This is a genomic window from Paenibacillus tritici (assembly GCF_018207515.1).
In the GTDB taxonomy this organism is placed as follows: domain Bacteria; phylum Bacillota; class Bacilli; order Paenibacillales; family Paenibacillaceae; genus Paenibacillus_AQ; species Paenibacillus_AQ tritici.
Window position 1 is genome coordinate 5,228,126 of sequence record NZ_CP073365.1, and the last position, 21,667, is coordinate 5,249,792.

Below are 21,667 nucleotides of genomic sequence, written 5' to 3' on the forward strand. Positions count from 1 at the left end.
CACACGAAAAAACAGCAACGGATCGCCCCCCTAAAGCGGACGGTATCCGTTGCTGCAATCATAAAGAATATACGATTTGTCTACTCTGCTGTCTATTCAGCCATCTGCTCGGCCGCATCCTGCTTCCCCAGCCAAGCTAACTCCGCCATAGCTCGAAGCGGCCCGCGGATACCTTCCGCAACTTCCGCTTCGCTCTGCGCTTCCGGCTTGTCACTCCAGATAGAGAAGGTGCAGCCGATGATCTCGCGCGGATAAGCGCCGCTGTATTCCTGTTTGGGTGCTCCAGTCTGGATCGGGAATAGTCCCGGATGCCAGGAATCGCGGATCTTCTCTCCAGTCGGATAAGTGTAGCCCGCATTTTCGCCCAGAACGTAATACAAGTAGCCATCGTTGAAGTTAATGACCTGATGCCCTTTGGCCATAATGTCTTCTACTGGGGCCATCATCGGGTGCCACTTCGTCCAATAGGTAATCTGAATGGAGGATTTGGGCGCCACTCTCTGGGTCTGATCTGCACGGTACAGGCCATCATTCCAGGCACGGACGGTCCAGCCCTTGGACTCCAGATGTTCAGCGACTTCGTTAAGGTAATCAATGTAAGTGTCCACGCCCGTGCCTCCGCTGATGTTCAGGACATTCCGGGCATACTCCGCGAGCTGCGGATACTTATCGAACTCCGCGAAGTTGATGAATTCATCCCCGCCGATATGAAAATAACGGCTGCCGGCAAATAACCCGGCATACTCGTCAATCAAATCCAGCACGAACCGGCGGGCGGCCGGATTCGTGATATCCAGCGCACCCGGAGCGGCATTACCCGCCGAATCCTTGAGCAGCCACTCGGGATGAGTGCGCAGCGCCTGTCCCAGATGCCCCGGTGAATCCAGTGAAGGAATAATATCCACAAGATACCGCTGGGCCGCATGGATAATGGCCTTCATCTCCTGCTTGGTTACATATTGATCCGACATCACCTCGGGATGGCTCTCGCTCATCAGCCGGAAGCCTTCATTCTCAGAGAAATGAAGCTGCAGCGTGTTCAGCCGGAGCCGGGACATCGCCCTAATCTGCTCCAAGATCCAATCTTCGGTATAGAATTTGCGGCCGATGTCAATATGCAAGGACCGCTCCGGCATGACGGGGTAATCGGTTATTCTTCCATAGGGCAGGAATCCGTCAGTCACCAGCAGCTGCAAAAGCGTCCGCATGGCATACATTACGGCTCTTTCGCCGGGAGCCGTGATATGCACAGACTCGCCGATGTCAATCACATACCCCTCCGGGCTGCCGGTGCCTCTGCCTGCCCCACCTGCTCCGTTATCTTCGTTATCTTCGTTATCTCCGCTGTCGTTCAATTCAATGATAATATCTCCTGAAGCGGATGACTCACCCGCTCCATAAACAACAGACAGGAGCTGGTCAGCTGGAGTCAGACTGCCCGCGTATTCCGAGAGAACAATGAGAATGGTGTCATTCAACACCCGATTGCTCTCTGACCTTGCATTGTCTACAATCCTAACCCGGGACTCGTCAGACAGGCGCCATTGCCCCTCAGAAGCCTTAATATACTGCTGTACGCCCGGAAATGGGCATTGATCACTCGTTAGCTTATCCATCCTCTGCGGGTCACCTCTTCACTACAGCTTTATCTACAGCGTCTTCTTCACCCTTGAATCAGTCAAGGGATCAGTCAAGCCGGATGCCTACTGTTAGTATTTCATGGCCGCCCAGTTGTAGCTCCAGTGCATTGGCACCGCCCTGCTTCAACCGTGCATTCTCCTCCGCAACCTCAGCTTCCAGCACATTCGATAGATAGAAGTCTGCAACCGGAAGGTCTGTGTCCAGCTTCAGTTCACCAGGCTGGTCCGTCATATTGAACCAGCGGAGCAGCACATCGCCGCGCTCCTTGTTCAGCTTCATGGAGGAGAAGGCAGCGGTCCCGCCGTTCCAGCGGACGGCCGAATACACGGCGGGAATCGTCCCTGTATGAACCTCTGCCTGCGCCGAGGTCCACGGAATCTGGAACTGGTAGGCAGCAGCGGCAGCACCAGAGGTTACGGTGTCCCCGCTGTGTGGCAGCAGCAGCATATCCGCTGTCTGTTCACCCAGGCACTGGGCTTCCGGCGTTGGGAACCAGCCCCAGTCGCCCATCTCGCCGACACTGCGGAGCAGCGTAACGGCAATCGTATTGCGGGCATCCCGCAGAATCTCGTATTCGTGTAATCCGAGGTTAGCGACCGTGAGGCCTGCGTTCTCCCCGGCAACATCCACGAAGCACTGCTGATGCTGCGCATTGCTGGGATTCTGCCATTCCGGCGCCGGCTCGTTCGGACGTTCCGCCAGCTCGAACATCGAATCTACGCGGTGCGAGGCTGCGGACAGATCCGCCGGGAACAGCATCCGCAGGCGGTGATCCTTAGCGGTATTACTAATGAAACTCTTCACTTCCAGCCCTTTGCCGCTGCGCTCCAGTCTCAAGACCGTCCGCAGCTTAATGGTTACTGTAGCGGCACTGCGCTGAGCCTGCCGCTCCGGGTAATAGACCAGCGCCCGCTGTTCTTCTTCCAGCAGGGCATCGGCTGAAGCCGGAATCTCCCATTCATGGGTAATTTCGATGGAAGCCCGGTATGGCGTATCTTCAATAACAGCGATTTCCGCGTTAAGGCCCAGAGTCGTCAGCGGCACTTCGCCCGCAGGCGCTCTGTACATATATTCATTCCCGATGTCACCGGTATTCTCGTAGACACCAAGGTCACGATAGATCTTGCCGCTAGGCTTATGCTCCAGTGTGAAGGAGCCGTCAGCCATAACCTCGACGCGCAGCGTGTCGTTCTCCAGCACACGTCCGCCGCGAACCAGCGATGAGGCTTCTTGAGCGGAAGCCGCCCCAACAGGGCGGACCCAGGCATAGGTGCGCAGTCCCAGGGCAGGCACATCCGCCGCCTCGAAGGTCAGACGCACCTTGCGGCAGCTATAAGGCTGGCGGAACCGGTCATCCGGCAGATCATAGCCAAAGGACAGGCCAAGATCCTCCACCGTACAAGGAATCGGCTGGCCTTGTGCATCGACCAGGACCCGTCCGGCCAGGTCCACAGCCTTCATAAGCCGGGCATTCTCTTCCAGCGGCAGTCCTTCGCGCAGATACTGGCGGGCCGCATCCAGCTCTATGGTCACCGTACCGGTGCGGCTCCAGCCGCTGGTATTGGTTACAATGAGCGGAAGTGCCTCTTCGCCGTAAGCGGCGAAGCCAGAGGTGTCCACCGCTGCGGTGATCGCCTGCATACTATCCGCCACGATGCCCTCAGCCGTGTGATAGCTTTTGTCGAAGCGGGAGACCATCTCGCGGTGTACCTCATCCACGCTGCAGCCGCAGATGGAATCATGCGGATGGTTCTGCAGCAGCGTCTTCCACGCATAATCCAGCAGATGATGCGGATACTCCCCGCCGTGCAGCTTAGCGATAACGGCCAGCGGCTCGGCCACCTTTTCCAGCATGGCCTGCCCCCGTTGGTTCAGTTGCTTCAGATATACCCGGGCGGAAGCGGTATTAACCAGCGTCCCCCAGCCGTCCGTGCGCTGGCTGCGCAGCTCGCCCTTCACCGTGGACAGACTGCGGCCAGCCAGTGAAGCTTCCACTGCCTTGATATAGTCCGGGAAGTTCGAGTGAACGAAGTTGACCTCCGGGTGCAGCTTCTCCGCCGTGCGGATCGCCTCCGGCAGGTCGGTCTGCAGCGGCTGGTGATCGCAGCCGTTCATGAACAGCAGCTGATCGGTCGCCGCATACTGCCGGGCATCGCCCAGCTTGCGCTCCCAGTAGCGGCGTGCCTCATCAAGCTCGACGGGAACCTCATTCCCGTTAGAATACCAGTTGGCGAACAGGATGCCGAGCACCTGTGAGCCGTCCGGCCCTTCCCAGACCAGCTCAGAGAACGAGGATTCATAGCCGTCATCGGAGACCATATTGTTGAAGCCCGTAGGCTTCACTCCGCGCCCGAAGAAGGCGTTAGTGATGCCAGCCTGAAGCATGAGCTGCGGAATTTGTCCGGTCAGCCCGAAGGTGTCAGGGAAGTAACCGATTTTGGATACCTCTCCGTAGACGCCCGCGTCCTGATGCCCTAGCTGCAGATTGCGGACATTCGCTTCCGGGCTGGTAAGAAAAGCATCCTGTAAAATGTACCACGGCCCGATATAGATCCGGCCTTCACGGATATAGCGCTCCAGACGTTCCCGGTTCTCCGGGCGGACCTGCAGATAATCCTCAATAATAATCGTCTGCCCGTCGAAAAAGTAGCTTTTGAAGCCCGGGTTATTCTCAAGCGTGTCCAGCAGGCTGTCCACCAGGCGGATAAGCCGGAGATGATGGCGCTCATAAGGGAGATACCATTCCCGGTCCCAGTGCGTATGCGAGATAATGTGCGCTGTCTGTTGTTTTGTCATAGCTGCTTACCCCTCAATCTCCAGCGGATATTCCTCCATATAGCTAATCAGTTCATCCACAGTGGTGAAAGCCAGGCCTGTAACGGTATCCGCACAGCCGTAGTAGATGGCAATCCGTCCGGTAGCCGCATCTGTCAATGCCGCGCAAGGGAACGTTACGTTCGGCACATCGCCCACACATTCATACAGCGTTTCCGGGCCGAGAATGTAGTTGCGTGAACGGGCCTTCACCTTCCAAGGCTGATCCAGATCCAGCAGCGCGACACCCATGCGGTAGACGAATCCGTTACAGGTGTTGATTACGCCATGGTAGATTAGCAGCCAGCCCTTGTCGGTTTCAATCGGAATTGGACCGGGGCCAATCTTTTTGGACTGCCACGCGGAAGCATCGCCGTCCACTGTACCCATTACATAGCGGTGTTTACCCCAGAAGGTAAGGTCAGGACTCTCACTGTAAAAGATATCGCCAAACGGCGTATGCCCGGTATCACTCGGACGGCTGAGCATCGCATAATTGCCGCCGATTTTGCGCGGAAGCAGCACCCCGTTCCGGTTATACGGCAGGAAGGCATTCTCCAGCTGATGGAAGGTCTTGAAATCAAACGTATATGCCAGTCCAATCGTCGGCCCGTGATATCCGTTACACCAGGAGACATAATAACGGTCGTCAATCTTGCATACACGCGGATCATAACGGTATTCCCGCTTGATAATCTCTTCATCGCCCTCGAATACGATAGGCTCATGATTGATCTTCCAGTTCACACCGTCTTCACTGAAGCCGGCGAAGATATCCATGCTGACCGATCTGGAATCACAGCGGAATACGCCTGCGAAGCCGCCCTCAAAAGGAATCACCGCCGAGTTAAACACACTGTTCGAGTTCGGAATGGCGTTGCGTGGAATGATCGGGTTGGCAGAATATCTCCATACAGGCGAGTTGCTGTCCGCCGGTTTCTCCTGCCAAGGGATGTTCGGTAATGCTTCTCCAATAATTGTACTCATGCTCAGTTCTCCTTTGTGTGTGTGAAAGTAGTATATAACCAGGACCGCACTCATCTATGTGGCGGACCGTATGTTTAGAGAATGCCTTCCTTCAGCGCCCGCAGGATTAGCTGGGAGAACAGGCTGTTCGACCAGGCGAACCATTTACGGGTGAACACCGACGGATCGTCAGCGAGGAAGCCCTCGTGCATATAGCCGGTATCAGCATCCGTAGCTTCAAGCATAGCGATAAGGGCAAGCCGTTCTTCCTTGTTGTCCGCCGTGATTCCCTGCATGGACAACGCCATATGCCAGATATAGCCCGGAGGGGTATGCGGACTGCCAATCCCTTTGGCGGCCTTGCCCTCGAAATAGAACGGATTCTCGCTGCTCAGCGCAAAACGTCTTGTATTCTGGTAGACCGGATCGTCATTCGTCACGTAGCCCAGATAGGGAATGGACATCAGGCCCGGTGTTCCGGCATCATCCATCAGGCTGTAGTTGCCATAGCCGTCTGTCTCGTATGCGTAGATCGGTCCAAATTCCGGGTGGCGGTAGGTGCCGTACAGCTTGATGCCGTGGTCCACCTCCTGCTCCAGTTCCTTCAGCTCAGCCAGGAAATCCAAGTCCCGGAATACCCACTCGGCGAAATCCTGCATCTGGCGCAGTGCCACAACGGCGAACATATTCCCCGGAATGTTGTAGTGGAAATCGCAGGCATCGTCGCTGGAGCGGAAGCCGGACCAGATCATTCCGGTGTAATTCACCGGCATCCCAAGGCCGCCGTTACGGATCGAATCCTCCATAATCCCGTTATTCCGCGTGAAGCGGTAAGGGGACTGTTCGGAGTGATGCTGCTCCCGCTTGAACAGATCGGTGATGACCCGCAGCATTTTTTTGAAATCAGCGGTGAAGAAGTCGGTCTGCTTCGTCTCTTCCCAGTACGCATGGGCCAGCCGGATCACGAAGCACAGCGAGTCAATCTCGAACTTGCGCTCCCACACCCAGGGCGACATCTCCGTCACATCCCCGGCATTCCAGTGCCAGTCATTGGGCGTCTCATTGAACGCGTTGGCGTAAGGATCAATCAGCACATACTGCGTATGACGTTTGATCAGCCCGCCGATAATACGCTGCAACTCCGGGTCCTCTGCGGCAAAAGGCACATAATGAATGACCTGCTCCACGGAATCGCGCAGCCAGCAGGCGGGAATATCGCCCGTAATGACAAAGGTGGTTCCGTCCTCAAGCAGCTTGGTGGTCGTCTCCAGCGTATTCGGGAAGCAGTTGCGGAACAGGCGTTGCAGCTTGGGCCGGTGGGCCAGCTTCTCTTCGGCTTCGGCCAATACGGCCTGAATGGATGACGGGAGCGGCAGCTCCGGCATCTGAATGCGGGGAAGTCTGAATTGTTCCAAGATGATAGTCTCCTTCGGCTTAATCTATAGTGTAGCTGAACTGAAGCTATTAACTTAAAGCTTGCTCGTCACTGCGGTGAATATTTGGACTTTCGGCCGCTGTTGTCCCCAGATTTCTTGATTTAACCTGCTTTTCGCAGTTGAAATCCGGTGACAAAGCATTCCTGTATCCCCTTAAATTTGGGCTTTGAAATTTAACGAGCACCTCCTTATGATAAATGGTGTCCACGACGACAACCAATCATCTATAAGGAAGGTGCTCTTACTATGAAGTTTAAACAATCGGCCCAACAAAATCAACGCATTGAACGTATTACCCCTCATCATCTTATTGTGGGGATCGACATCGCCAAATTCACTCATGTCGCTCGTGCCACCGACTACCGAGGCATCGAACGTGGAGCCTATCTTTCCTTTTCCAATGATCAGGAGGGGTTTGAAAAGCTGTTTCAGTGGATGCAGGCGCTCCAGATCCAATTTCACAAAACCGATGTCATTTTCGGTGTGGAGCCCACCGGTCACTACTGGTTCAATCTGGCGCTCTGGCTTCAAGAGAAGCAGCTCGAACTCGTTCTCGTCAACCCTTTTCAGGTGAAACGCAATAAAGAAAACCGGGACAACTCCCCAACGAAAAATGACGTCAAGGATGCCTTAGTGATTGCCGACATGGTCAAGAATGGCTACTACAGCGACCTATACCTGCACACGGGACCGTTTCAGGCGCTTCGGCAACTGGTCAACACCAGAGACTACATTTCCAAACAAGCTTCCAGTATAGTCAATCAAATCTACCGCTGGACTGACATCTACTTCCCTGAGTTCCAGCAGGTCTTTAAAGACATCACTTCGAAGACCGCTCTGGCAACGTTAGCCGAATTTGCTCATCCTTCCGATCTTTGCACCTTGTCGGTTCAAGAGGTCATTGTAGGGTGGAAGAAGCGTTTAAAACGTGCCGGTAGCCACAAAGTCGCCGTCGCTCTCCTCCACGCGGCACAACGAACGGTAGGCAGCCCAGAGTCCGTCGAAGAAGCTAAACTGAGTCTATCGATGCTTTTACAGCAACTACAGTTATTTCACGACCAAATGGAGCTACTGAAGGAGAAGATTCATCACATCCTTCAAACCATTCCCGCCACGAAGAGCTTGCGATCGATTAAAGGGATCCATGACATTACCTTGGCGGCGTTATACAGTGAAGCAGGTGACTTCAGCCGCTTTGCCCACGGCAACCAATTACTTCGTTTAGCCGGTTTACATCTGTCGGAGAACAGCTCAGGCCTCTACAAAGGCCAAGTGAAAATTACGAAGCGAGGGCGACCTGGACTGCGAAAAATCCTCTTTATCGCCGTATTTCAGATGGTCTCCGTCAATCCGGAATTTCGGGCACTTCATCAGCATAACAAACGAGTGAAACACATGACTGGCATGAAGTCCATCATGAAGCTGTGCGGGAAGCTCGCACGCATGCTTGTAGCGATGTCCAAGAATGGTTCCGACTATGATGTGTGCAAGGTAAACTCTGCAGCCTAAGACCGAAAGTATCCACTTGCCAACTGGCTCATTCGCAGGATTCATCATGAAGCATGAGTACCGTTACGACCGCCTAAAGGGCTCAGACCCGTGGACAAAGCACTGACGGACTCCATCTCCTTGATAGGTGTAACGAAGGAATGTAAGGGCATCGACCCGTTGAGACATGGGAGGGTAAACCACAAGGTTAAAGATGGAGCATGCAAATAAGGGATTTAATGGGAATTGTCTTGTGTCCCCTTATTTGGTTATGCCCGTACCGCCACCTTAACCCCCACCCGCTCTGCTTCGTTACTGCATTTGTATTCATAACGAATGAAATCCTGCGAATTAGCGAGCTAGCGTAAGAAAACTGAATCATAAGGAGGGAGGCGGTCGCTATCGCTCCTACAGTTCCAAAATCCCCCTCCGTTCCTTCTAGCTTTTGTTATCTTCATTTATTCAGCTTATTTAGAATGAATAATTTTCAGGGTCTTGATCTCGAACGGGTGGAAGTCAAGCGTCAGCTCTCCCGCCTCATCCGGCAGCAGCTCTGTCTCCTCTTCTAGGGCATTGGACAGATAGATCGCCGAATGCAGCAGCGGCCAGCCGATCTTGATCGTCTCGCGGCCTCCAGCCGATTCATACAGCCGCAGAATGCTGCCGCTTCCGTCTTCCGCCAGCTTGACGGTGTCCAGCACAACCTGCTTCCCTTCGTAAGGAAGGAAGGTGCCGACCGGCGGACGCTGGCCCGCTTTTGCAGCACAGACTACAGCATAGGAAGTGTGATTCAGCGCGGCAGCTTGACGCTGAGTATGCGCACTGCGCCAGTCTCCTGTATGCGGATATAGGGAATAAGTGAATTCATGATGGCCTTGATCCGCCGAATGATCCGGCCAGCGCGGTGCGCGCAGCAGGGACAGACGGATCGTGCTGCCTTGCGTGTCATAGCCGTACTTGCAGTCGTTCAGCAGGCTTACGCCGTAATCATGCTCCGACACATCGGCATACCGGTGTCCGCAGACCTCATACTGTGCCTGCTCCCAGCTTGTGTTGCGGTGCGTGGACCGCTCCAGGGCACCGAACGGAATCTCATAGGTAGCCTTGCTGGTCACTACATCTACCGGGAAGCTTACCTTCAGCAGCTTATGCGCTTCATGCCATTCTACCTTCGTCTTGAAGTCGATCCGCCGGTCACTGTGATACAGGATCAGCTCCTGCGCGATTTCGGATTGGCCGATGCTCCAGCGGAAGGACAACACATCGCAGACTGGCCCTGAGGACAGCAGCTTCTTCTCCAGCAGGACCGCTTCTCCGGCAGGCTGCTCTTCATAACGGCTGTCTATATCCCAGGCATCCCATAGGATAGGACGGTCATGGAAGAAATGCAGCCGGTTGAGGCGCTCTCCGGCCTTGACAATCTCACGCCCGGCTTCCTTATCGTACAGGCTGATGATCTCGCCCAGGGCATTGAACCGGAGACGGTAATAACCGGTCTCCCATTCCAGATCGAACGAAGCTGCGGCTGCCGATATTAGCTCATCTCCGCCATTGTCGCCACGCGTGCCTTCTCCGGCATCTCCGACAACTCCGCTATCTCCACCATTTCGGTCATTAGCTACAATTCCGCTATTTTCAACGTTACCGTGAACTCCGCTGTTTCCACTGTTACCGCCAACTCCGCCATTACCGCCTTCACTGTCCGTCTCCGGCTGCTCATCTCTCAGCCACACAGTAACATACCCGAAGGCCGGAACCTCCGGCACCCGGACACGGAGAACGGCTTGTTCTCCAGCAGTAACCAGCTCTGATTCCAGCCGGGTTCCGCTCTTGTCATATATGGCTGAAGCGGAAGGCTCCACTCCGGTCAGCTCCAGTTCGGCCACCATATCCCGGGTCCAGCCCAGACCGTTCAGAATGACATAAGGCTGTCCTTCTCCACGGGTGTCAATATCCGATACGGCAGCCTCCATGACCGACTTCAGACTGCTCTCTCCAAGAGCGAAGATGCTCTGGTACTCCTTGTCCGAGGTCTGATAGACCTCGGGAATCGACGAGCCGGGAATAATATCATGGAACTGGTTGAGCAGAATCAGCTTCCAGCCAGCATGCAGGTTCTGCCCGATCTCTTCCCGCTGCTGCGGCTCCAGATACTGCCCGGCCAGCGTCTGCCACAGTTCCGCTTCCCTGTACAGAATCTCGGCCTTGCGGTTATTGCGCTTGTTCCGGGCATGTGTGGTATAGGTTCCCCGGTGCAGCTCCAGATAGAGGTCGCCCTGCCAGACCGGCAGCTCAGGCTTCGCCTGCTCGATGCCTGCGAAGAAATCGGCCGCCGTGCTGTAGCCGGAGGCCGGCTGGCCCACCATCAGCTCCGAGCGCGAGAGATATTCAAGCATCTCCCGGGTCACCCCGCCGCCCCCGTCGCCGTGTCCGTAGAGCAGCATTTGTTCGCTGTGTACGGCTTTTTCACGGTAGGACTGCCAGTGCTCATGAATATCCTTAGGCAGCGTACTCTCATTCACTCCGTGGTTCATATAAGACAGAAGTGCCGTTCCGTCGATGCCTACCCAGTGGAACAGATCATAAGGGAACAGATTCGTATCATTCCAGCCCAGCTTGGTGGTCATGAAATAACGGACCTTGCCGTGCTTCAGGATCTGCGGCAGGGAAGCGCAATACCCGAAGGTATCCGGCAGCCATTCAATCTCGGATTGCCGTCCGAACTCCTCCTGATAGAACCGCTGCCCGTACAGCATCTGCCGCATCAGGGATTCGCCGCTGGGAATATTCAGATCCGGCTCCACCCACATACCGCCAACAAGCTCCCAGCGGCCTTCAAGAATCCGCGCCTTCACCTTCGCGTACAAATCAGGATCATTGTCCTTAAGATAAGCGAATAGCTGCGGCTGGCTCTGGGCATAACGGTAATCGGGATATTCCTCCATCAAGGCATGAACCGTGGAGAAGGTCCGGCTGGTCTTGCGCACCGTTTCCCTCGTCGGCCATAACCAGGCAATATCAATATGTGACTGCCCGATCATATGAATGAAGCCTTCACTGTTGCCGCCGATGGCCCGCACACTTGCGGTCAGCGCCTGCTCAATATCTCTAATTCTGCCGCCTTCCCGTACGTCTCCAGGTTCCACAGACACATACGCATCCATCGCCTGGTGCAGCGCCTCAAGGATACGGACGCGCCGGAAGTCCTGCTCCGGCAGCAGCAGCGCTGTATCCCGGATGACGGTCACTGTATACATCAGCGACTGTACCGGCAGGTTAACCCTGACGAGCGTAGCAGTGATGAACCGGATGGGCGGCTGAATCACCGCCTGCTTGTTCAGCGGATCATCCGGCTCGGGAATTGGATCATAGAGCTCGATCTCAAGCTCCGGGCTTCTTCCGTCGGAGGCAGGGTCAAGGGAAACGAAGGTATGATTGCGGTCCAGCCCCTGACGGGAAGCTCCGCCTACACGCAGCAGCCCTTCTCCGCCGGAGTGGAAAATGATCCCTGTGTCCGCACCGGTCCACTCTGCCGGAATATCAAGCGTCGTGCGGAAGAAATAAGTCGTCCCTTGCACACTGGGGAACAATCCGAAGGATTCGCTGCCCGCATAAGGCTGTAATTCGTCATACTGCCCCGGCAGCCGGTAGGTTGTGGAGAAGACCTTCCAGTCTTCAATCGCCCGGTATTCCAGCCACTGCGCTTGCGAACATTCGCGGATAAATCTATCTAGTCGTTCCGTATTCATTCGTTCCATCACTAACCCTCCATCACCGCAAGATCTGTATCCAGCGTGTCGGTCACATTCCGGCCGACTCCGATCCGGAAGATCCCCGGCTCAACCACCGGTTTGTAATCCTGCCCGATATAGCTCAGGTGCTCTGCACTCAGCTTGAATGTCACAGTCTGCTTCTCTCCCGGCTCCAGAACAATTTTACGGAAGCCCTTGAGTTCCTTGGCCGGCCGGGTAACCTTGCTGACCCGGTCGGATATATAGAGCTGCACGACCTCTGCACCACTGCGGGTGCCTGTGTTCTCTACTTCAACCGTAACCTCAGCCGTTCCGTCTGCCTGGATTTCAGCAGGCTCTACCTTCAGTCCGCTATAGCTGAATTCGGTATAGCTGAGTCCGAACCCGAAGGGATACAGCGGCTGCGAATCTCTTTCAAGATAACGTGCGCCGCGTGAACGTTTGCCCAGATAATATACGGGCAACTGTCCTACATCCGCAGGAAGGGAGAGCGTTAATCTGCCGGACGGATTCACATCGCCGAACAGGATGTCCGCAATGGCATGACCGCCCTCCTGCCCGGGATACCAGGCTTCCAGAATGGCATCCGCCTGTTCGTCAATCCAAGGCTCGGCAATAGGGCGGCCGTTGATATATACGACAACGACCGGCTTACCGAGCGTCTTCAGCTCCTTCAGCAGCTCCAGCTGAACGCCGGACAGATGAAGCGACATCCGGTCAATGCCTTCGCCGCAATCCATATCGCTAAGCCCATTCTCCGTTACCTTCGAGGCGCCGGTCCGCAGATCAATGCTGCCTTCGCCGAAGTCTCTGGCACTCGACCCGCCCAGCGCCAGCACAATCGTATCCGCTTCTGCCGCTGCCTGGAGTGCAAGCTCGAAGCCTTCGGTGGAGCTGTCTTTGATCCGGCAGCCCGGCGCATAACGTACCCGCTCCGGTTCAGCCGCAAGCTTGGCCCGTATCCCGGTCAGCACTGTCGCTACCCGGTCACGCGGCTGCGGAGAGGTGTAATCTCCAAGCTGATTGTAGCCGATATCCGCGTTGGGGCCGATAACGGCAACTGTGCCTTTGTCTTTCGACAATGGGAGGATACCGTTATTCTTCAGCAGTACAATTCCTTCTGCCGCAACGCTCCGTGCCAGCTCCGCATGCTCCGGGCTGCCGATCACCTGCTCTGCCCGGTCCGGATCAGCAAACGGCTGTTCGAACAGGCCCAGCCGGAACTTCAGCTCCAGCACACGTGCAGCCGCTTGATCCACCAGCTGCTCATCCAGCCTACCGGAACGGAGTGCCTCCAGCAGATAGCCTCCGAACATGACACCGGACATCTCCATATCAATCCCGGCGGTGAGCGCCTGCACTGCCGCATCTTCCCCGCCGTCCGCGGTATCATGGCCCGAGGCCAGCATGTCGATAGCGCCGCAATCGGTAATGACCATGCCCTTGAAGCCCCATTCGCCGCGCAGGATATCCTCCAGCAGCTCCTGATTGGTTGTGCATGGCACTCCGTCAATCTCGTTATAGGCGGGCATAATGGATACTGCACCGGCTTCCACTGCTTTGCGGAACGGGTACATATCGACCTCCAGCAGCTCCCGCTTGCCGATATGCGCCGGACCGGCATTCCTGCCGCCTTCCGAGCTGCCGTAAGCGACAAAATGCTTCAGTGTCGCCCCCACACTGGACGCGCTGTCCAGCCGGTCGCCCTGCAGTCCTTCCACAGAAGCTACAGCGAATTCACCAATGAGATACGGATCTTCGCCGAAGCACTCTTCGGTCCGGCCCCAGCGCGGATCACGCACCACATCAAGCACAGGGGAATACGTTACGGCGCCCCCCTGGGCCCGGGTCTCCAGTGCTACCGCGCGGGACATCTCCCGGTAGAGATCTACATTCCAGGTGCTGCCGATCAGCAGGGGAACCGGAAATACCGTCGCCCCGATCGCCATATGCCCGTGCGAGCATTCCTCGCCGATCAGCATGGGGATACCCAGCCTGGAATGCTCCAGCACATAACGCTGGATGGTATTCACGGCTTCGGCTCCGGCTCGCGCCCCAAGTCCGCTCTCCAGAGTAACCCCTGTCCAGGGATCTGCCCGCAGTGTGCCGTATAATGCGCCGATGCCGCCTTCGCGGATCTGGCGTTTGAAGTCTTCTGTCAGCTCTATTGTTCCTTCTGTATGATCATAGGTCTGCCACCCGAACAGCTGAACGAGCTGGCCTACCTTCTCTTCCGGCGTCATCAGCCCCAGCAGATGTTCCGTCCGCTCCTTGACGGGCTTCGCAGAGTCTTTATATAACATTACGGCTCCCACACCCTTTCTCCTGTTGTACTCCTGCTATATAAGATGCACTTGTAGTTTTTTTCTGGGGTAGACGTGACTACAGAGAATATTTGGACTTCCGGCCGCTGTTGTCCCCAGATTTCTTGATTTCGAACCGCTCTTAGCGGTAGAAATCCGGTGACAAAGGCGGTCGCTACCGCTCCTACAGTTCCAAAATTCCCCTCCGCCACTTTTCCCAGTCTGTATTTGTCAAGCTCAATCTATATTGACTCCTACTCCTTAACCGCACCCACAGTAAGACCCTGAATGAAGTAACGCTGGAAGAACGGATACGCAAAAATAATCGGCCCGGTAGCCAGTACCACCATCGCCATACGCGAGGTATCCTGCGGCATATTGCGGAGTGCCTCCAGGCTGAGCGAGCTGTTCTGCGAGTTCTGCAGAATGAACTGCATACTGGTCTCAATCCGCATCAGCATCGACTGCAGCGGCACCAGATTCGGATTATCAATATAGAGCAGGGCATTGAACCAGTCATTCCAGTACCCCAGGGTGCTGAACAGCCCGATCGTAGCGAGGCCCGGCAAGGACAGCGGCAGCACGATTCCCAGGAAGGTGCGGAACTCTCCGGCGCCGTCGATTTTGGCCGACTCGATCAGCGCATCCGGCACGCTGGTGATGTAGAAGGTACGCAGAATCATAATGTAAAAAGCATTCACCGCCAGCGGCAGCACCAGCGCCCAAATGCTGTCCTTCAGGCCCAGCATCTGTGTCACGACAATATAGGTCGGAACCAGCCCGCCGTTAAACAGCATGGTGAAAAAGGAAAAAAACGCGAAGAAATTGCGGTATTTGAAGCTTTTACGTGAAATGGCATAGGCATAAAGTGAAATAATAAGCAGGCTGACAATCGTACCAATGACCGTTACCGCAATGGTTACTCCGTAAGAACGGAGCAGCGTGTCCCCTGAGCTAAATACATATTTGTAGGCTTCCAGACTCCATTTGGCCGGGATTAACTGATAGCCGTCCCGCGCAAGCGCCCCTTCGTCCGTGAACGAGATGAGGACAACGAACAGGAACGGGAAGATACACAGGATGGCAAAGCCTCCGGCGATACAGTTGAAGATGGTGTTCAGCACCGGCGACAGCCGATGGAAATCGCGCGATTTCACAGGATTAGCAGACATTTGGATGACCTCACTTTCCTTCATTTTCCCTAGAATAAAGCACTGTCCTTATCGAATTTGCGCACGATGTAATTAGAGGTAAGCACCAGCACGAACCCGACCACTGATTGATATAAGCCCGCAGCCGTACTCATTCCGATCTCGCCGGTAGTCTTAAGTCCACGGTACACATACGTATCAATTACGTTGGTCACGCTGTAGAGCGTCCCCGAATCTCTCGGCACCTGATAGAACAGCCCGAAGTCGGCATAGAAAATCTTCCCGATCGCAAGCAGCGTCATAATGATAATGATCGGCTTCAGCATCGGCAGCGTGATGCTGCGGATCTGCTGAAGCTTGCTGGCCCCGTCGATCATCGCCGCTTCGTAGAGGGACTTGTCTATGCCCATAATTGCGGCGAGATAGACCACGCTGTTATAGCCGACGGCCTTCCATAGGAACACGAATATAATAATGAACGGCCAGTATTTCGATTCCGAGTACCAGGAGATATTGCTGCCGAACATGGCATTAAGCAGCCCCCGCTCCGAGCTAAGGAAGCTGAAGGCGAAGTATCCCACAACGACCCAGGACAGAAAGTATGGCAGGAACATGCCTGTTTGATAGAACTTGGCAAGCTTCTTGTTGGCAATCTCGGACAGCACCACCGCCATCAGCACGGATAGGATCAGGCCAAGGATGATGAAGGCTAAATTATACAAAAGAGTATTGCGTGTGATCAGATAGGCATCATTGGTGCTGAACAGAAACTTGAAATTATCCCAGCCGACCCATTTGCTGTTGATGATGCTGGCCCAGAAGCCATCCCGGCTGAAGCGGTACTCCTTAAATGCAATGACCGTACCCACCATCGGCAGGTAGGAGAAGAATAAAAACCACAGTGTGCCCGGGAGAACCATAAACAGCAGCACTTTATTTCTCAACACGTCTTTGGCGGACTTTCCTATTTTGCCCATATTCCTAGTTCCTCCTATACCGGAAATTTCTTCCGTTGATACAAAAAGACCGGGCCAAGTCTAATCACCCGCCCGATCCTTGAATAGAATGCTACTTATTGTTCGCTGCTTTCCAGGCGTCGATCTGGGTTTGGGCTTCGGCGATGATTTTATCCAGACCGGCGGCTTTCAATTTCTCATTAGCCTTGGTCAGGTATTCTTCCGAATCTACAGATCCGGTCATCAGCGGTGCCCAGAATTCTTCCTTCACGTTCTGAACAGCGGCGATTTCATTCGTCACCTTGGAAGTATCGAAGTTGAAGCCGAGCAGCGGTGCATTGATACCGGCATCATTGAACTTCTTGAATTCTTCCCATTTGTTCTCAGGGTCGCCTTCGTTCAGGTAGTTGATCATAATGTTACCCAGGGAGAACGTTGGCATATCGTAGTTCTTGGCATCCGGGAGGTTCTTGATCATGTTGTCGCTGACCTTCTCGTAATGTACGCCCTCGATACCGGAGTCAATCATGTTGCGCAGCTTAGGGTCTGTATTCAGCAGGTTCAGGAATTCCATGGCTTTCTCAGGATACTCGGAGTTGGCGGAGATCGCCTGCATGGAGCCCATAACGGACCAGTTATAGATATAAGGCTTGCTTGCTGGTGTCGACACTACAGGATACCCGTAGCTTGCGGACCACAGATTGTCGGCCAGCGGCTGGGTGGACGCGCGGTCGGTGAACCATTTGCCGGCTTTGTACAAGTCATCCACAGACGAAGTAGTGGCTACTTCAGAAGAGATGTAACCTGCCTGGTAGAATTTGCGGACCGTCTTAAGCGCTTCCTTGATCTCAGGAGTTTCAAGGATGTTGACCACTTTGTAGTCCTTGGTGTCCATATATACAGCCATCGGCATCTTCTCGATCACATAGTCAAAAGGCATGATCGGCATGAAGTCCTTGACCATCGCGTACGGGGTCACTCCAGGCTCGTTTTCCTTGATAGTTTTGAGCAGCGGCTCCAGATCGGCCATCGTTTTCACGCTGGTCAGATCAAGCTTGTATTTGTCCAGAAGCTCTTTGTTGAAGCGGAAGACTTCCTGCGCCGGAAGCTCTTTGTTGGCCGGAATCGCATAGTTATGTCCGTCTACCTTGGAGCCTTCCAGGAAGGCCGGATCAATGGTGTCCACAATGCCCTTGCCCTGGTTCTTCAGCAGCTCATCGAGCTCCAGGAAGGCACCCTTACGTGCATTCTGCACATAATCGAAGGCCCAGGAAGAGGTGAACAGAATATCCATTGGCTCGCCCGAAGCAGCCATAACCTGCATTTTTTGCGTATAATCCCCGAAGTCGAGCATTTTGATATCGAGGGTTGCATTGATTTTTTCAAGTGTGTATTTATTGACTTCTGCAAGCACCTTATCCATATCCTTCTGCGGCGGCCCGATAGTGTACCAGATCAGCTCTACAGGCTTCTCCGTAGACTCCGTAGCTTTGTTGCCGCCTGAAGCCGCTTCTCCGCCTGCATTCTTACTGTTGTTCCCACCACATGCGCTAAGCGCCAGTGAGACAGTTAAAAGCGTTGTCAACAACAAGGAGAAGTGTTTCTTTTTCTTACTCATTTGCCGTACCCCCTTTTAATTAGCCGTCCGGAAAACCCAGGCCTGCCGGGCATTTCCGGCTGCTGGCTTCCTTGAGCTATATCTTTACTTTATAAGATGAAAGCATTTTCAAATAGAAGAGAAACTATATATATTCAGGTATGAAATAAAGAAATAACCTCACATATACGTTTCCCCCCAGTGCCTCCATTAGAGCAGCCCTTTGAATTCCGTCGGTGAGATGCCCACATATTTCTTGAATTGCTTGTAAAAATAGCCCATTTCCCAGTAGCCCACATTCCTTGCGATCTCGTGAACCTTCAGGTTCGTCGAGCGGAGCTGCTCCTTCGCCCTGTCGATCCGGTAACGGTTCATGTATTCCGCAAACGACTCTCCGGTTGTCTTATGAAAGAGCTGTCCCAGATACACAGGGTGAATATTGAACATGAAGCCGAGCTTCTTCAGTGACAGATCCTCACTGTAAGACTTCTCGATATAATTCAGCACCTGGTTCACCACCGGGCTCTTCAGCTCCCGGTCCAGCAGCTCAATGATGCTTGCAGAGGTCTGCTGGATGGCAGCGGACAGCCCGGGCAGCGAGTTCGCCCTGCGGATCGCCGTTAACCCCTCGGCAATGAACTCACGCTCCATCTCACTGCGTATATCCTTGATCAGCATCCGGAAATACAGAATCCATTCTACCGAAATCTCCCGGAGCAGCTCGGGTGTTAGGGCCTCCATAGCTTTCCCGAAGAAATACAATTCAATTCTCTCTGTCAGCGCTGGAAGATTCTTGCCCATAATCAGCTTGGAATACTCGCTCCAGTCCTCTGGCAGCACCGCCCCCAGATCCTCCTTCCGGTCCTTCAGCTGCTCATAATGAATGAGGCTCTGCTCCGGATGAATCTCCATGAACTCCTGGGCCTGCTTCGCCTGCTCATAGCTGGAGGGTGCAGCATCCACTCCCTCCACAGCCGAGCCTACGGCCGCGCGCAGACCTTGGCCTGCAGCGCATAAGCCGGAGATCTCCTGGAGCATAGAGGCCATCTGCTCTGCTCCCTTGGGAGCTTCTTCATAGTTATGTATGAGCACCAGATCATTGTCGGAATCCCAGAACATGAAGAAGGAAGTCTGTGCACTGACCAGATCCTCCACGTTCTTCCTGAACGCTTCCGTGGCCGGATCTGCCTGCACCAGGGCAACCTGAACATAACGGCCGCCGAGCGGCAGGCCGACCAGATTCAGCCGTTCGGAACGCTCCCCGGGATCAATCTGCCCCCGCAGCCAGCGCAGCAGCACATTATCCTTCAGCACGGAGTTCGTATATTCCCACCACTGCGTATCCAGCCTGGAGACATCCAGCTTCTCCACAATCGTCTCCAGCGTTCGCTGGAATTCCTCCAGATTGATCGGCTTCAGCAGATAATTCTCAATTCCGAGGGTTAAGCCTTCCTTCACATACCTGAATTCATCATATCCGCTCAGGACAACCACCTTCATCTCCGGGAGGAATTCCCGGGCGGCGCGGATCAGCTCCAGGCCGGTCATCACCGGCATGGAGATATCGGTAATCAGAATGTCAGCAGGGGACTGCCGCAGCCTATCCAGCGCTTCCTGCCCGTTCTCCGCCTGGCCTGTAATTTCAAGACCCAGCTGCTCCCAGTCTAATATATCCTCCAGACCGCTAAGAATGAACGGCTCATCATCCACAATAAACACCTTATACATCAATGGTCTCCTCCTTATGGGGATATGGAAAAGTTATCGTAACCACCGTACCTGCACCTGCTTCACTCGCCAGCTCCACCCCGTACGGCTTACCGTACATGAGTCTTAGACGCTCATGAATACTGCGCAGCCCGAAGGACTCCGATCCGGACAATTCGCCGTTATCCTCCAGCACTTCGCGGAGCTGGCTCAGCCGCTCCTCCGCAATCCCTTTGCCGTTATCCGTGATTACTGCCCGGATATTCCCCGAGTCTGATGTGATCACAATGCTAATTACATTATCGGTTTGTCCAGTCCGCATGCCATGCAGAACATAGTTCTCGATGACCGGCTGCAGGGACATTTTGAGCACAGGAAGCTCTTCCAGCTCCTTGCTGCATTCGATGGTATATGCGAATCTGTCCTTGTACCGGATACGGAATAACTCCAGATACAGGCGGCATGCCTCCAGCTCATCCTTGAACGTATATTTCACCTTCGGGCGGACATAGGATTTGAACAGCATGGACAGGCTGTAGATCATCTCCCCCACATCCTTCGCGCCGCTTGAAATCGCCCGCATCCGTATCACTTCCAAGGTATTATAGAGAAAATGCGGATTCACCCTGGCCTCCAGGGTAGCAATCTCCGTATGCTTCTGCTTGATTTCCGCCTTATACACCTGATCAATGTACTGGTTCAGCTCGTCCAGCATGCTGTTGAAGCTCTTGGCAATCTGGCCCAGTTCGTCTTCGCGGCCGTCCACAATCCGGGTGTTCAAATCCCCGTTTTTCACCTTGCGGGTGAAGCGGATGATACGGTGTGTTCTTTTGGCAAAATTAGAAATGAACATCGCCGGCAGCAGCACAGCAAACAGAATGCAGACGAGGGCGATGGTAATAATAGTGCTCTGCGCACTGCTGTAAGTCTCGGCCAACTCCTTCTTGGAGATCAGGCTGACAACAGTATAACCGCCCTGGCTCTGGGTCAGACTGGTGACCTCCATCCCCTCTATCGTAAACTCCTCGCCGGCGTTAATCCCTTTCAGCTTCGGCAGCTTCCGGCCGTACCCCTTACCCGAGGAATCGAAGATGACCTCATTCTGGGCCGAGAGCACGAGGATATCGCCTTTGAAATCCTGCTTATAATTGCTCATGGCCTGCCGGATGGATTCGGAGTCGAAGTAGACCAGGATCTGGCCGATGTTGAGCAGCGAGGACTTATTATTAATGGGTATTTTCACCGAGAACATAGGGGTCTTCTGTATACCGATACTCTTCAGCACCCAAATGTTCGGAACCGAGACGAGGCTCTCCTCATCCAGAACCATGGAATCCGGGACAAAGGAATGCGCCGCATTGGTAGATATCCGCTCGAATTGCCTGCGGTTGTTGTAGTAATACATCACCTGCTGATTGGCACTGTAGAGGATCAGGCTGCGCATATCGGGATCATCGTCAATCTTGTTCTGGAAATACTGAACGGCGTTGGACGTAGACTGATCCCCCAGCAAATAGCGGTCCAGCCGGTGTTCAATGTAATCGCCGAAGGGATTCTCCAGCAGAAAAGTAGTATTGCTCGCCAGGCTCGCGTCCCGGTAGACATCACGCATCATATCCTGGACGGATTGATATTTATTCTCCACATAGTTGCTGATGCTCTCCATCGTCTTGCGCTGGATATCCATCTGCCGCTGCACTGCCGAATCCGAGATCAGCATCAGCACCAGGAACGAGAAGACAATAATCGTTGCAATGAAGATGCAAGACACAATCAGTGTAAAACGCATAAACATATTATCTTTGAAATATTTGCGGTATAACGAAATACTGCGCATGGTCCACCTCCTCTCTATA

At 54.2% G+C, this 21,667-nt stretch carries 12 protein-coding genes; 1 reads left to right on the plus strand and 11 read right to left on the minus strand.

The genetic code is table 11. The features are described from left to right. Positions 1-92: 92 nt before the first annotated feature. The 4 genes from KDC22_RS22660 to KDC22_RS22675 form a co-directional block, all read right to left on the minus strand. A complete protein-coding gene (locus KDC22_RS22660) occupies positions 93-1,616 on the minus strand; it encodes a beta-N-acetylhexosaminidase (RefSeq protein WP_211720404.1) in 1,524 nt (507 codons plus the stop codon). A gap of 70 nt (positions 1,617-1,686) precedes the next feature. Continuing rightward, on the minus strand, positions 1,687-4,437 hold the full coding sequence (locus KDC22_RS22665) for an alpha-mannosidase (RefSeq protein ID WP_211720405.1): 2,751 nt from the start codon (positions 4,435-4,437) through the stop codon (positions 1,687-1,689). A gap of 6 nt (positions 4,438-4,443) precedes the next feature. Then, complete coding sequence (locus tag KDC22_RS22670) at positions 4,444-5,442, minus strand: glycoside hydrolase family 130 protein (protein ID WP_211720406.1); 999 nt, start codon at positions 5,440-5,442, stop codon at positions 4,444-4,446. A gap of 74 nt (positions 5,443-5,516) precedes the next feature. Further along, positions 5,517-6,836, minus strand: a complete 1,320-nt coding sequence (locus KDC22_RS22675) for a glycoside hydrolase family 125 protein (protein ID WP_211720407.1) — start codon at positions 6,834-6,836, stop codon at positions 5,517-5,519. Between the two features lie 267 nt (positions 6,837-7,103). Between KDC22_RS22675 and KDC22_RS22680 the strand changes: the two genes are divergently transcribed. Then, positions 7,104-8,366, plus strand: a complete 1,263-nt coding sequence (locus KDC22_RS22680) for an IS110 family RNA-guided transposase (RefSeq protein ID WP_211720409.1) — start codon at positions 7,104-7,106, stop codon at positions 8,364-8,366. Positions 8,367-8,812: 446 nt separating this feature from the next. On the opposite strand, the gene KDC22_RS22685 is transcribed toward KDC22_RS22680, so the two are convergent. The 7 genes from KDC22_RS22685 to KDC22_RS22715 all read right to left on the minus strand — a co-directional run bounded on the left by KDC22_RS22685 (position 8,813) and on the right by KDC22_RS22715 (position 21,648). Then, positions 8,813-12,103: an alpha-mannosidase gene (locus KDC22_RS22685; protein WP_246552870.1), complete on the minus strand. Its 3,291-nt coding sequence runs from the start codon at positions 12,101-12,103 to the stop codon at positions 8,813-8,815. Between the two features lie 2 nt (positions 12,104-12,105). Next, positions 12,106-14,400: a glycoside hydrolase family 3 N-terminal domain-containing protein gene (locus KDC22_RS22690; protein WP_211720410.1), complete on the minus strand. Its 2,295-nt coding sequence runs from the start codon at positions 14,398-14,400 to the stop codon at positions 12,106-12,108. A gap of 254 nt (positions 14,401-14,654) precedes the next feature. Beyond that, positions 14,655-15,572 (minus strand): carbohydrate ABC transporter permease, encoded by a 918-nt coding sequence (locus KDC22_RS22695; protein WP_173130035.1) that lies wholly within the window; start codon positions 15,570-15,572, stop codon positions 14,655-14,657. Positions 15,573-15,601: 29 nt separating this feature from the next. After that, positions 15,602-16,528: an ABC transporter permease gene (locus KDC22_RS22700; RefSeq protein WP_173130037.1), complete on the minus strand. Its 927-nt coding sequence runs from the start codon at positions 16,526-16,528 to the stop codon at positions 15,602-15,604. A 91-nt stretch (positions 16,529-16,619) separates the two neighbouring features. Beyond that, on the minus strand, positions 16,620-18,125 hold the full coding sequence (locus tag KDC22_RS22705; protein ID WP_211720411.1) for an ABC transporter substrate-binding protein: 1,506 nt from the start codon (positions 18,123-18,125) through the stop codon (positions 16,620-16,622). Positions 18,126-18,314: 189 nt separating this feature from the next. Further along, positions 18,315-19,832 (minus strand): response regulator transcription factor, encoded by a 1,518-nt coding sequence (locus KDC22_RS22710; RefSeq protein WP_211720412.1) that lies wholly within the window; start codon positions 19,830-19,832, stop codon positions 18,315-18,317. Further along, positions 19,825-21,648, minus strand: coding sequence for a sensor histidine kinase (locus KDC22_RS22715; RefSeq protein WP_211720413.1), 1,824 nt, complete (start codon positions 21,646-21,648; stop codon positions 19,825-19,827). Before KDC22_RS22715 ends, KDC22_RS22710 begins: the two co-directional genes overlap by 8 nt. Positions 21,649-21,667 lie beyond the last annotated feature (19 nt).

What these genes read in the sequence shown, in the direction of transcription:
- KDC22_RS22715 (WP_211720413.1), bottom strand. Translation starts at nt 21,648, where the DNA reads ATGCGCAGTATTTCGTTATACCGCAAATATTTCAAAGATAATATGTTT.
- KDC22_RS22685 (WP_246552870.1), bottom strand. Translation starts at nt 12,103, where the DNA reads ATGGAACGAATGAATACGGAACGACTAGATAGATTTATCCGCGAATGT.
- KDC22_RS22665 (WP_211720405.1), bottom strand. Translation starts at nt 4,437, where the DNA reads ATGACAAAACAACAGACAGCGCACATTATCTCGCATACGCACTGGGAC.
- KDC22_RS22700 (WP_173130037.1), bottom strand. Translation starts at nt 16,528, where the DNA reads ATGGGCAAAATAGGAAAGTCCGCCAAAGACGTGTTGAGAAATAAAGTG.
- KDC22_RS22680 (WP_211720409.1), top strand. Translation starts at nt 7,104, where the DNA reads ATGAAGTTTAAACAATCGGCCCAACAAAATCAACGCATTGAACGTATT.
- KDC22_RS22695 (WP_173130035.1), bottom strand. Translation starts at nt 15,572, where the DNA reads ATGTCTGCTAATCCTGTGAAATCGCGCGATTTCCATCGGCTGTCGCCG.
- KDC22_RS22690 (WP_211720410.1), bottom strand. Translation starts at nt 14,400, where the DNA reads ATGTTATATAAAGACTCTGCGAAGCCCGTCAAGGAGCGGACGGAACAT.
- KDC22_RS22670 (WP_211720406.1), bottom strand. Translation starts at nt 5,442, where the DNA reads ATGAGTACAATTATTGGAGAAGCATTACCGAACATCCCTTGGCAGGAG.
- KDC22_RS22705 (WP_211720411.1), bottom strand. Translation starts at nt 18,125, where the DNA reads ATGAGTAAGAAAAAGAAACACTTCTCCTTGTTGTTGACAACGCTTTTA.
- KDC22_RS22660 (WP_211720404.1), bottom strand. Translation starts at nt 1,616, where the DNA reads ATGGATAAGCTAACGAGTGATCAATGCCCATTTCCGGGCGTACAGCAG.
- KDC22_RS22710 (WP_211720412.1), bottom strand. Translation starts at nt 19,832, where the DNA reads ATGTATAAGGTGTTTATTGTGGATGATGAGCCGTTCATTCTTAGCGGT.